General features: G+C 67.5%; 10 protein-coding genes. 1 reads left to right on the forward strand and 9 read right to left on the reverse strand.

Going from position 1 to position 12,229, the window contains the following annotated elements:
- Nucleotides 1-139: 139 nt before the first annotated feature.
- From rodA (HMPREF3114_RS10455) to HMPREF3114_RS10480, 6 genes are all read right to left on the reverse strand, one after another.
- Nucleotides 140-1,234 (reverse strand): rod shape-determining protein RodA, encoded by a 1,095-nt coding sequence (gene rodA, locus HMPREF3114_RS10455; protein WP_053501146.1) that lies wholly within the window; start codon nt 1,232-1,234, stop codon nt 140-142.
- A 122-nt stretch (nt 1,235-1,356) separates the two neighbouring features.
- A complete protein-coding gene (rodA, locus tag HMPREF3114_RS10460) occupies nt 1,357-2,469 on the reverse strand; it encodes a rod shape-determining protein RodA (protein WP_005419392.1) in 1,113 nt (370 codons plus the stop codon).
- The gene (mrdA, locus tag HMPREF3114_RS10465) at nt 2,466-4,544 is read right to left on the reverse strand and encodes a penicillin-binding protein 2 (RefSeq protein WP_053501144.1); all 2,079 of its coding nucleotides are present in this window, start codon (nt 4,542-4,544) and stop codon (nt 2,466-2,468) included. The genes rodA (HMPREF3114_RS10460) and mrdA overlap by 4 nt, the downstream gene beginning before the upstream one ends.
- Nucleotides 4,545-4,547: 3 nt before the next feature.
- Nucleotides 4,548-5,033 carry a rod shape-determining protein MreD gene (gene mreD / locus HMPREF3114_RS10470; RefSeq protein WP_005419400.1) on the reverse strand — a complete coding sequence of 162 codons (486 nt, stop codon included), beginning with the start codon at nt 5,031-5,033 and terminating at the stop codon, nt 4,548-4,550.
- Entirely contained in the window at nt 5,030-6,175 is a 1,146-nt protein-coding gene (gene mreC / locus HMPREF3114_RS10475) for a rod shape-determining protein MreC (protein ID WP_070489731.1), read from the reverse strand. Before mreC ends, mreD begins: the two co-directional genes overlap by 4 nt.
- 121 nt (nt 6,176-6,296) lie before the next feature.
- Nucleotides 6,297-7,343, reverse strand: a complete 1,047-nt coding sequence (locus HMPREF3114_RS10480) for a rod shape-determining protein (protein ID WP_005419402.1) — start codon at nt 7,341-7,343, stop codon at nt 6,297-6,299.
- A 283-nt stretch (nt 7,344-7,626) separates the two neighbouring features.
- On the opposite strand from HMPREF3114_RS10480, the gene HMPREF3114_RS10485 reads away from it, so the two are divergent.
- Nucleotides 7,627-8,565, forward strand: coding sequence for a carbohydrate kinase family protein (locus tag HMPREF3114_RS10485; RefSeq protein WP_005419403.1), 939 nt, complete (start codon nt 7,627-7,629; stop codon nt 8,563-8,565).
- A 186-nt stretch (nt 8,566-8,751) separates the two neighbouring features.
- Here HMPREF3114_RS10485 and HMPREF3114_RS10490 read toward each other — a convergent pair whose 3' ends face one another.
- The 3 genes from HMPREF3114_RS10490 to HMPREF3114_RS10500 all read right to left on the reverse strand — a co-directional run bounded on the left by HMPREF3114_RS10490 (nt 8,752) and on the right by HMPREF3114_RS10500 (nt 12,157).
- Nucleotides 8,752-9,372: an HAD family hydrolase gene (locus HMPREF3114_RS10490; protein ID WP_053497586.1), complete on the reverse strand. Its 621-nt coding sequence runs from the start codon at nt 9,370-9,372 to the stop codon at nt 8,752-8,754.
- Nucleotides 9,372-10,103 carry a hypothetical protein gene (locus HMPREF3114_RS10495; RefSeq protein WP_053497531.1) on the reverse strand — a complete coding sequence of 244 codons (732 nt, stop codon included), beginning with the start codon at nt 10,101-10,103 and terminating at the stop codon, nt 9,372-9,374. Before HMPREF3114_RS10495 ends, HMPREF3114_RS10490 begins: the two co-directional genes overlap by 1 nt.
- A 125-nt stretch (nt 10,104-10,228) precedes the next feature.
- Nucleotides 10,229-12,157 (reverse strand): M1 family metallopeptidase, encoded by a 1,929-nt coding sequence (locus tag HMPREF3114_RS10500; RefSeq protein ID WP_070489732.1) that lies wholly within the window; start codon nt 12,155-12,157, stop codon nt 10,229-10,231.
- Between the last annotated feature and the right edge of the window lie 72 nt (nt 12,158-12,229).

Consider the following 12,229-nt stretch of genomic DNA (forward strand, 5'->3'; position numbering starts at 1 on the left):
CCGAACGCACAGCCGCCAGCGGCTGGGCCGGACCTCGGAGGGGGGTTTACGGCGTGTCCCGCGAACCCACCGCACCCGCCCCACACATGAGCCGCGTTACGCGACCACCCACGAGGGCCTGCGCCGTTGGCTGGAAACGCTATCCCCCGTGCACGGGCCGATGCCCGCGTACCGCCATCACCAGCCCGATGCCGGCCAACAGCGAAACCGCCGAGGTCCCGCCATAACTGATCAGCGGCATCGGAATGCCCACTACCGGCAGCAGGCCGGAAATCATTCCGCCGTTCACCAGCACGTAGACGAAGAACGCCAGCCCCAGGCTACCGGCCAGCAATCGCGCGTGCGTGTCGCGCGCGTGCACCGCAATCCACAGGCAACGCCCCACCACGAACAGGTACAGCGCGAACAGCGTCGCCACGCCGATCCAGCCAAACTCTTCGGCCAGCACCGAGAACGCAAAGTCGGTGGTGTACTCGGGCAGGAAATCGAGCGTGGCCTGTGTGCCCTGCCCCCAGCCACGTCCTTGCCAGCCCCCGGAACCGATCGCGATGCGCGATTGCAGGATGTTCCAGCCGGTACCAAGCGGGTCGGCCGCCGGGTCGAGGAAGGTCAGCACACGATCCTTCTGGTATTGCCGCAGCAAGCCGAACCACGCCAGGGGTGCAGCCACTGCCAGCCCTGCCGCCCCGGTCGCCAACCAACCCCAGTGCAAGCCAGCCAGCAACAACGCGAACACGCCACTGGCAGTGACCAACGTGGCGGTGCCGAGGTTGGGCTGCATGAGGATCAACACCGCCGGCACGCCGATCAGCAGCGCGGCGGTCAATACCGTGCGCGGCGAGGGCGGCAGTGGTTGCCGATGCAGGTACCACGCCATCATCAGCGGCAGGCTGAGCTTGAGCAGCTCGGACGGCTGCAGGTAGAACACGCCGAGGTTCAGCCAGCGCTGCCCGTACTTGCCGGTGCCGATGACGTACACCGCCATCAGCGGCAGCATCGACAGCGCGTAGATCGCAGGGGTCCACGCACGCAATCGCAGCAGCGAAACACGCGACAGCAGCCACATCGCCAACAGCCCACCGGCAAAGCGTGCCGCCTGCCCGGCCACCGGGCCGGACACGCTGTGCAGCACCGCCAGGCCGGCGCCCATCAGGATCAACAACGCGCCCAGCAACGGCAGATCGATCGTGCGCAGCGCCTCACGGCAGCCGCCAAGCAGTCGTTTCCATTTCACGCGGGCACGGTAGCAACGGGTGCTTGCGTGAAGCTGTCAGGGTGCTCCTGCTCTCCGTAGCCGAGCTGCGGGGTCAGATCCCTTTTTCCTGTGGAAAAAGGGATCTGACCCCGACGCCGGACTCAACCGTAGCCGCCGTGCACCGGGTTGTGGCTGCGCACCGCCATTACCAGGCCGAAACCGGCCAGCAGCGACACCGCCGAAGTACCACCGTAGCTGATCAGCGGCATCGGCACGCCTACCACCGGCAGCAGGCCGGAAATCATCCCGCCATTCACCAGCACGTAGACGAAGAACGCCAGGCCGGTGGCACCCGCCAGCAGGCGCGAATAGGAATCGCGTGACTGGCTGGCGATCCACAGGCAACGCCCGATCACCACCAGGTACAGCGCCAGCACGGTGGCCACGCCGATCCAGCCGAATTCCTCGCTCAGCACCGAGAACGCGAAGTCGGTGGTCTGCTCGGGAATGAAGTTCAGGTGCGACTGCGAGCCTTCGCCCCAGCCCTTGCCATCGAAGCCGCCGGAACCGATGGCGATCTTCGACTGGATGATGTTCCAGCCGGCGCCAAGCGCGTCCATCTCCGGGTCCAGGAACATCATGATGCGGTCCTTCTGGTACGGCCGCAGCAACCAGAACCACGCCACCGGCGCGACCGCAGCCACGCCGCCCACGCCCAGCCCAACCCACCACCACGGCAGGCCCGCCAGCAGCAGCACGAACACGCCGCTGGCGGCGATCAGCACGCCAGTACCGAAGTCCGGCTGCAGCATCACCAGGCCGGTGGGTACGCCGATGATGATCAAGGCCACGAGCACGGTATTGAAGCGCGGCGGCAGCGGCATCTTGTGCAGGTACCACGCCACCATCATCGGCAGGCTCACCTTCAGCAGCTCGGCCGGCTGCAGGTAGAAGAATTTCAGGTCCAGCCACTGCCGGCCATATTTACCGGTGCCCAGCACGAACACCGCCAGCAGCGGGATCATCGAGATCGCGTAGATCATCGGCGTGGCCGAGCGGATGCGCAGGATCGGCACCCGCGAGATGCCCCACAGTGCGGCCATGCCCACCGCGAAACGCGCGCCCTGCGCCATCACCAGGCTGTCGCCACCAGCGCTCTTCAGGGTCGCCAGGCCAATCACCATCAGCGCGCCCAGGGCCAGGCACAGCACCCAGTCCAGCGTGCTGAAAAAGCGGCGCAGCATGTCGCCGGCCCAGCGCAGGAATACTCTCATCGTGCAGGCTCCGCAGGGGCCGGGCGCGGCGTGGCTGGCAGCGCGGCGGCCTGCGCACCCGGCTGCGGCGCAGGCGCAGGCGCGGGCTCCGGCGTGGGTGCACCGATCAGCACCGGGTGCTCTCCCACCTGTGCAGCGGCGAGGTCACCGGCCTGGCGCGCGCCCGCGTCCTCGTTGTCGAACGCGGTGGCGCCGATGGCGGTGGTGCCGCGCTCGCTGTCCAGCGGCTGCATGCCTTCGGGCATCTTGCCCAACAGGTAAGCGTCGAACACCTTGCGTGCGATCGGCGCCGCGGCCGAACCACCATAGCCACCACCTTCCACTGCCACCGCAATTGCGATGACCGGGTTGTCCGCCGGCGCAAAGCCGACGAACAGTGCGCGGTGACGCAGATGCATCGGCAGGCTCTTCGGATTCACGGCGGCGGTACCCTTGCGGCTGATGACCTGCGCGGTACCGGTCTTGCCGGCCATCACGTACGGCGCACCGACGGCCACGCGCCAGCCGCTGCCGCCGGGCCGCATGGTTGCCATCATGCCCTCGCGCACGGCCTGCACGTTGTTGGGATTGGGGCTGACCGGCTTGCTCTCGCCGGGCGGCATCGCCGTCCAGTCGCTGTCGAAGCCTTCGCGCTGCTGGATCACCAGGTGCGGGGTGCGCAGCTGGCCGTCGGCCAGGCCGCTGACGCCGCGCGCCAGCTGCAGCGGGGTGACCTTCCAGTCACCCTGGCCGATGCTGATGTTGACCGTATCGCCGGGATACCAGGCTTCCTTGCGGCTCTTCCGCTTGTAGGCGGGCGACGGCAGGATGCCGCCGATCTCGCCGGTGAGGTCGATGCCGGTCGGCTGGCCGAAGCCGTAGTACTCCATGTAATGGTCGAAGCGCTCGATGCCCAGGTCCAGCGCCAGCTTGTAGTAATAGGTGTTGACCGACTCGGCGATGGACTTGCGCAGATCAGTCCAGCCGTGGCCGCCACGGTGGGCGTCACCCCAGCCGCGCGAGGTGCCCGGCAGGTAGAACATGCCGGTGGAGAGCACCTTGTCTTCCGGGCGGCGCACGCCGGAGTCCAGTCCCGCCAGGCCGATCAGCGGCTTCAGCGTGGAACCGGGAGCGACGCCACCGAGCACCAGGCGGTTGAACTGTGGCCGCGACGGGTTTTCGTTCAAGGCCTTGAAGTCGGCATGGGAAATGCCGTTGACGAACAGGTTGGGGTCGTAGGACGGCAGGCTGACCATCGCCAGCACTTCGCCAGTGCGCGGATCCATCGCCACCGCCGAACCCTCCTGGTCGCCGAACGCGGCCACCATCGCGCGCTGCAGGTCGGCGTCGATCGACAGCCGCAGGTCGGCGCCGGACTGCGCGGCGACGCGGCCGATGGTGCGGATCGCGCGACCCTGCACGTTGGTCTCGACCTGCTCGTAGCCGACCTTACCGCGCAGCTGCTGCTCGTAATAGCGTTCCAGGCCGGACTTGCCGATGTGGGTCAGCGCGGCATTGCCTTCGCCGAGGATCTCCAGATCCTTGTCATCAACGCGGCCGACGTAGCCGATGATGTGCGCGAACAGATCGCCATAGGGATAGCGCCGGGTCAGGTAGGGTTCCAGCTCGACCCCCGGGAAACGCCAGCGGTCGACGGCAAAGCGCGCCATCTCCTCGTCGCTCATGCGCAGCTTCAGCGTGACCGGCAGGAACTTGCGGCGCGCCTTGCGCGACCTGTTGAATGCTTCCAGCTCTTCCGGGCTGATGCTGATGATCTTCGCCAGCCCTTCCAGGGTGGCATCCATGTCCTTGACCTTGTCCGGAGTCACATCCAGGCGGAAGGCCGGCACGTTTTCGGCCAGCAGGCGGCCGTTGCGGTCGTAGATCATGCCGCGCCCTGGCACCACCGGCCGCGGCTTGATGCGGTTGGCTTCCGAGCGCGTGGCGTAGACGTCGTGGTCCAGCACCTGCAGCTTGAAGTACCAGCCGCCCAGGCCCAGCAGGCAGACCAGCACGCCCAGGAAACCCAGCGCCGCACGGCGGCGGAACTGTTCGGCTTCGGCGTGCGGGTTCTTGACCTGGCGGCGCGGGATCATGGCTCAGCGCCCGCGCTTGCCGAAGCGCACCGCGTCCAGCAGCACGAACACCAGCGGCCACAGGCCCATGCCCAGCAGAGGCGCCCACCAGTACGACCAGGGCAACGTTGGCTCATCCACCACGATGTGGACCAGCGCGCTGACGATGCGATCGTTGAACAGCAGGCCGCCAATGGCCAGCATCTGCTGGGACATCGGGAAAAAGCGGATGCGGGCACGGAAGCGCTGCAGGATGAAGGCCAGCATCACCAGCCGCAGTGCCTGTTCGCCCAGCACGCCGCCGTACAGCAGGTCGGCCACCACGCCGCTGGCGAAAGCGATGCCCAGGCCGACGCGCTCGGGGGCTTCGATCACCCAGTACGCCAGCACCAGCGCCAGCCAGTACGGGCGCAGCGGCTGCAGCAGCGCCGGCAGCGGCAGCAGGCCCAGCAGCAGCGCCACCACCAGGCTGGCCGGCAGCACCCACGGGTTGTCGCGCAGGCGGCTCATCGCTGGGCCTCCGGCGTGGTCGGTTGCCGGCCAGCGGCCGGCACTACCGTGGATCCAGCTGGGGGAGAGCCCCCCTCTTGTTGAGTGGGGGGCGCCGAAGGCGCGGGGGTAAGGGAGGATGCGGGGGCAACAGTCCTCGTCTGCGACGAGGGCTGTTGCCGGCCAGCGACCGGCGCTACCGGGGAGCTGACCGGAGCTGGCGTCGTTGCCGCTGGCGCGGCTCCCGCAGACACGCTGGCGCCGGTGGCCGGCCCCCCCGGGGCGGTTTCTTCCAGCTGCAGGCGCAGCTCCGGCGGAATGCGGATCGCCGCGCCCGGGCGCAGCAGCAGCACGTCGCGGCCGCGGTCGAGCTGGGCCGCCGGCTTCAGTTCACCGACCAGGAAGGCGTGGGTGTCGTCCGGGCGCAGGCCGGTGATAGTGCCGACCGGGAAGCCGGCCGGGAAGCGCCCGCCGAGGCCGGAGGTGACGATCTCATCGCCCACTTCCACGCCGGCGCTGAGCGGGATGTCGCGCAGTTCCAGCGTGTCGCCGCGGCCATAGACGATCAGGCGCACGCCGTTGCGGGCCACGGTGACCGGCACCGCGTGGTCGGGATCGGTCAGCAGCAGCACGGTGGAGGTGCCACCGGTGACGCTGATCACCTGCCCCATCAAGCCGCCGGCGTCGATCACCGCCTGGCCGACGTGCACGCCCTCGCGGCTGCCTGCGTCGAGCACCAGGCGCTGCTTAACCGGGTCCAGGTCGATGTCCAGGATCGGCGCCAGCTGCACGTCCAGGCCACTGCGCTCGGCCACGTTCAGCAGTTCGCGCAGCTGGGCGTTGTCCAGCGCGGCGGTCTGCAGGCGAGTCAGGCGCGCGTTGGCCAGCAGCAGCTGGTTGCGCAGTTCACGGTTTTCGGTGACCAGCTGGGTATGGCTGGCGGCGGAATCCTTGACCTGGTTGCCGAGCTTGCCGGGCAGGCCAGCCAGTGCCCACACCGGCTGTACCAGGCTGTTGGCCTGCTCGCGCAGGCGTGCCAGCCAGCCAGCCTGGTCATCGAGCACGATCAGGGTGATGGCCAACGCGAGATAGGCCAGCAACCGCAGGGGGCTGGCGGCATCACCGGATCGGGAGGCGACGGGAGGACCGGCGTAGGGCGGCACGGCAACGATTCAACTGGCAGAAGGCGGAAGGGAAACACGCGGGCGCCCCGCCGGTGCCGGCCCGCCATCACGGCGGGCCGCACCCCGGAAGGGCGCGGCGGGCAGGAACGGCCGGGACGGCTTATTCCGGCGCAAAGAACTCGTTGCCGTGCATGTCCACCAGCTCCAGCGCACGACCGCCACCGCGCGCCACGCAGGTCAGCGGGTCGTCGGCCACCTGCACGTGCAGGCCGGTCTCCTCGGAGATCAGGCGGTCCAGGTCGCGCAGCAGGGCGCCACCGCCGGTCAGCACGATGCCGCGCTCGGCGACGTCGGCGCACAGTTCCGGCGGGGTCTGCTCCAGCGCCAGCTTGACCGCGCTGACGATGCCCGACAGCGGTTCGTGCAGGGCCTCGAGCACTTCGTTGGAGCTGATCTTGATCATCTTCGGCACGCCCTCGGCGAGGTTGCGGCCGGAGATTTCCATCTCGATCACTTCCGCCTGCGGGTAGGCGCAGCCCAGCTCGACCTTGATGCGCTCGGCGGTGGCTTCACCGATCAGCATGCCGTGGTTGCGGCGCACGTAGTTGGTGATGGACTCGTCGAAGCGGTCGCCGCCGATGCGGACCGAGGCCGAATAGACGATGCCGTTGAGCGAGATGACCGCCACTTCGGTGGTGCCACCGCCGATGTCGATGACCATCGAGCCACGGGCTTCGGTGACCGGCATGCCGGCGCCGATCGCGGCGGCCATCGGTTCTTCGATCAGGAACACGTCACGGGCACCGGCTTCCTCGGCCGATTCCTTGATCGCGCGGCGCTCGACCTGGGTCGAGCCGGCCGGCACGCAGACCAGGACGCGCGGGCTCGGGCGCAGCACGCGCGACTTGTGCACCTTCTTGATGAAGTGCTTGAGCATCGCCTCGGTATAGGTGAAGTCGGCGATGACGCCGTCCTTCATCGGGCGGATGGTGGTGATGTGGCCCGGGGTACGGCCCAGCATCTGCTTGGCTTCGGCGCCGACGGCTGCCACCGAGCGGGTGCCACCGATGGCACGGTCCTGGCGCACGGCCACGACCGACGGCTCGTTCAGCACGATCCCCTGCCCGCGCACGTAGATGAGGGTGTTGGCCGTGCCCAGGTCGATGGACAGGTCGTTGGAGAACATGCCACGGAGTTTCTTGAACATCTGAGGAAGGAGTCCTGAGGGGTGTCGTGCCCGCCGCGGGATGGCGAAAAAATGGGCAGAAATCGAGGCCGACAAGCCTAGCAACCCGCCTGCCGCCGAGCAAGGAAAAAACTAGCTGAACCCGCGTCTTCACAGGCTTTCGGCCTGATCGGGTCTCACCCGGTTCTGGCCCTGAGCGGCACCAGCGGGTAACCTTTGCGCCGTCGGGCGCCCAAGGGCGCCGTTTGCTTGCCCGCTGAACCGGGCCGGCCCACCCCAAAATTCACCGCATAGGCTTACATCGATGTCCGCTCTGATCTGTGGTTCTCTTGCCTTCGACACCATCATGGTGTTCCCGGACCAGTTCAAGAATCACATCCTGCCGGACAAGGTGCACATCCTGAACGTGTCCTTCCTGGTGCCGCGCATGCGCCGCGAGTTCGGCGGCTGCGCAGGCAACATCGCCTACAACCTGCACCTGCTGGGCGGCCAGCCGATCCCGATGGGCACCGTGGGCTCGGACTTCGGCCCGTACCGCGAGTACTTCGAAGGCCTGGGCATCGACCTGTCGCGCGTGCGCGTGATCGATGAGCTGTTCACCCCGCAGGCATTCATCACCACCGACCACGACAACAACCAGATCACCGCCTTCCACCCGGGCGCGATGATGCGTTCCTACGAGAACCACGTGCGTGGGGTGCCGGGCGTCACCCTGGGCCTGGTCGGCCCGGACGGCCGCGAAGGCATGATCCAGAACGCGCAGGAATTCCACGAAGACGGCATCCCGTTCATCTTCGACCCGGGTCAGGCCATGCCGCTGTTCAACGGCCCGGAACTGCGCGCCTTCATCGAGCAGGCCGACTACGTGGTGGTGAACGACTACGAGTCGAACCTGCTGCAGGAGCGCACCGGCTGGGACGAGAAGGAGATCGTCAGCCGGGTCAAGGCCTACATCACCACCCGTGGCCCGAAGGGCGCGGTCATCCACACTCCGGAAAAGAGCTACGACATCCCGCCGGCGCACGAGCGCCGCGTGGTCGACCCGACCGGCTGTGGCGACGCCTTCCGCGCAGGCCTGATCTACGGCATCCAGAAGGGCTACGACTGGCTGACCATCGGCCGCATGGGCAACCTGATGGGCGCACTGAAGGTCGAGCATCCGGGCACGCAGAACCAGCGTTTCACCTTCGATGAGTTCAACGAGCAGTTCAAGCAGCAGTTCGGTTACGCGCTGGGCGCGTAACCGAACTGCCCGCACATCTGATCGGTGGGTGTCGACCTTGGTCGACACTGCCGGCCAGCGGCCGGCACTACCGGAACCTCCGACCGACACGTGGCCTGCTCTCTGTAGAGCCGAGCCATGCTCGGCTTGCGCGCGCCAACACGATCTGACCGCAGGGCAGCCGAGCGTGGGCTCGGCTCTACACGGTCATGCGGCCTGCCAGGCGGCCAGCAGCGCGCGGCAATCGGCGAAATGCCAGTCGGCGCGGCCCGGCCAAGGGTTCTCTGGCAGGTTGACCAGCACGGTATGCGTGCCGGCCGCACGGCCGCACTCCAGGTCGTAGGCGTGGTCACCCACCATCACCGCCTGCGCAGGCCCGATGCCCCATCGCCGCAGATGCTGCTGCAGGCCCTCCGGCGAGGGCTTGGGCACCGCTTCATCGCGACCAATGATGTCGGCATCGTCGAACAACGCCCCGACCCCGATCGCCTCCAGCGTCAGCTTCGCCAGCGCATGGTCATTGCGGGTCAGGATGCCCAGCCGGCAGCCAGCCGCCGCCAGCGCGCGCAGCAGCTTCACCGCACCCGGCGCCGGCAGCGCGTCCTCGGCCAGCGCGCGCTCGTGATCCAGCAACCACTCACGCTTGGCCTGCGCCGGTGCATCCGGCAACGCCGCGATATGGTCGAGGATGTCTTCCTCGGCCGTGATCTGCAATGCGCGGCGGATCGCGGCGAAATCATGCACGGCCACAGTCAGCGTGCCGTCCATGTCGAACACCCAGTGCCGGATCGCGGACAACGCGTGCACCGCGCTGCCCGTCGCGACCATCACTGCCACCACTGCGGCATGCGGCTGGCGTCGACGCCGCCGGTCTCGAACACCGCCGTACGGGTGCCGCCGGCCTTGACCGGGAACTCGATGCTGATCGACTTGCCCTTGCGCGCCAGTCTCCACAGCGCTTTCTGATCGGTGATGAACAGGGCGATGGCTTCATCGGTCTTCGGGCGCCACGCGGCCATCGACACCGGCTTGCCGTCGTCCACGGTCACTTTCACCGTGCACTGCGGGCACCGGAAATCGCCGGCCTGCAGCACCAGGTAGGCATGCCGCTTCCACTCCGGATGATCGCGGAACACCAGCTGCACCGGCTTGGCGCCGCTGCCATCCACGTCCACCCGTTCCTTGCTGTAGATCTGCGCCGAAACCTGGTTGCCCTTGCTGCCCACCGGGATCTGGTTGTACTGCCACAGCGCCTGCATGCGCCGCAGGTCGCGCGCGGCATCGCCCTTGGCCTTGACCTCATCGAAGCCCGCGGCGATGCGCTCGGCGGCGGCGGTGTCCTTGTACTGGTCCAGCAGCGAGGCGCCGTGCAGGCGCGCGCGCTCCCAGTCCTGCGCGGCCACGGCCATGTCGTACTGCTTGGCCACGTCTTCGGCCTTGGCCTCCTTCTGCGCCTGCACGGCGGCTGCGGCGGCTTCCTGCGCCTTGCGTTCTTCCTCGGGGTTGCTGCAGGCGGCCAGCGCCAGGGTGCAGGCGGTGAGCAGGATCAGTCGTTTCATGGCGGAGGTCCTTGGTGTTTTCGCTTTTCTGTAGAGTCGAGCCATGCTCGACTGCTGTTGAAAAGCCAGTCGAGCATGGCTCGACTCTACAAAAGAAAGCGCCGGGGGATGCCCGGCGCTTCTGCTTACTTGGCTTCAGCCTTGGCCAGCATGTCCTGCACCGAGGCGGTGGTGATCGGGTGGTAGCCCGGCTTGGCCTTTTCGAAGGCCTGCTTGGCCAGCTCCAGCCCCTTCGGGGTCTTCACCAGTTCGGCGTAGATCGGCAGGATCAGCTTGCGACGGCCGACGCGCTCGATGAATGCAGCCGCGCCTTCATTGGCCTGTTCGTAGCCGCTGCGGATCGCCAGCGGGTACCAGCGCATGGCGATCTCGCCATTCGGGGTGCCAGTGAAGTGGAAGGCCCTGTCCAGCGTGGCCAGCTTGTCCAGCGGCTGGGTCGCACCCAGGCCGTCGATGAAGCGCACCCATTCCTGCGTGCTCCAGTCGGCGATGACCTGGCTGCTCGGCACGGTGCCGGCGCTGGCGAAGGCGATGCGCGCGGTATCGACGCTGCTGAAGTTGCGCGACTGCGCCTTGGCCGCGAACGCCGGGATACCCGGCTCGTCCAGCCATGCCTTCAGTTCGGCCTCGGTCACTGCCGACGGATTCTTCGGCAGCAGGTTCTTCTTCATGTAGTCGACGAACTGGTCGGTGTTCGCGCTCTGGAAAGCATGGTCGTCGAACCAGCCACGCAGGAACGGATCGAAGGTCTCGCGGCCGAAGCGCTGTTCCAGGAACTCCAGGAACCACGAACCCTTGACGTAGGCCACCTGGCTGAGGGCCTCGTCGGGATCACGCTCGTTCAGCGGCGGCAGCGCCAGCGCTTGGTCGGCCGGGCTCATGTCCTTCACTTCGGCCAGCAGGTCGGTCTGGTCGATCTGCTTCTCCATCTCGGCCATCTCCTTGCCGTACAGAGCTTCGGTGATGCGGCCCTGGACGTAGGTGGTGAAGCCTTCATTGAGCCAGATGTCCTTCCAGCTGGCGTTGGTCACCAGGTTGCCCGACCAGCTGTGCGCCAGTTCGTGGGCGACCAGCGAGACCAGCGACTTGTCGCCGACGATCACGGTCGGGGTGGCGAAGGTCAGGCGCGGGTTCTCCATTCCACCGAACGGGAACGAGGGCGGCAGCACCAGCATGTCGTAGCGGCCCCAGCGGTATTCGCCGTACAGCTTCTCGGCGGCACCGATCATCTTCTCGGTGTCTTCGAATTCCTTGGCGGCCTTGTTGACCATGGTCGGCTCGGCCCAGACGCCGGAGCGGCCGGAGATCGGCTCGAACACCAGGTCGCCGGCGGCGATGGCCAGCAGGTAGGACGGAATCGGCTGCGGCATCTTGAAGGTGTAGTCACCATCACGCGCGGCCTTCGGATCATTGTCGGCGCTCATCAGCACCATCACGTCCGGGCGCGAGACCACGTGCGCGCTGTAGGTGAAGCGCACGCTCGGGGTATCCTGCAGCGGCACCCAGGAACGGGCATGGATGGCCTGCGACTGGCTGAACATGAAGGGCAGCTTCTTGCCCTCGGTCATCGACGGCGCCAGCCACTGCAGGCCCGAGGCGGTCGGTGCGGTGTGGTAGGTCACTTCCACCTTGGCCGGCTGCTCCGCAGCCTCGATGGTCAGCTTGCTGCCGAACACCTTGTCGGCCGGGGCCAGCTCGAACTTCAGCGGGCTGCGCGCGCCGTCGGCGGCAACGGCCTCGACCTTGGACACGGTCAGCTCGCGGGTGTCGAGCACCAGCTGCCTGGCGTCCTTCTGTTTCCATTCCAGGGTGTAGGTGGCGGTACCGCCGATCTGCTTCTGGTCGAAGTCCAGCTTCAGATCCAGCGCGATGTCCTTGATGACGACCTTGTCCGGCTCGGCGTACGAGCTCTCGTCGTGGCTGCGGTTCTCGGCGTTCACGGGGGCGGCAGGGGCCTTTGCGGCAGTCGGGGCGGCGGCGGGCGCGGCCGCCTCCTGGGAGCAGCCGGCGGCCAGGGCCACGGCCAGCGGAAGGAGCATCAGCGGATTACGCATGAATCGGGACCGTTACGGGGATCAAACCCCAATGGTACCTCCCTCGGGCCCGGCAGGCGTTGCGCGGTGCGG

Source organism: Stenotrophomonas sp. HMSC10F07 (assembly GCF_001807895.1).
Classification (GTDB): domain Bacteria; phylum Pseudomonadota; class Gammaproteobacteria; order Xanthomonadales; family Xanthomonadaceae; genus Stenotrophomonas; species Stenotrophomonas sepilia.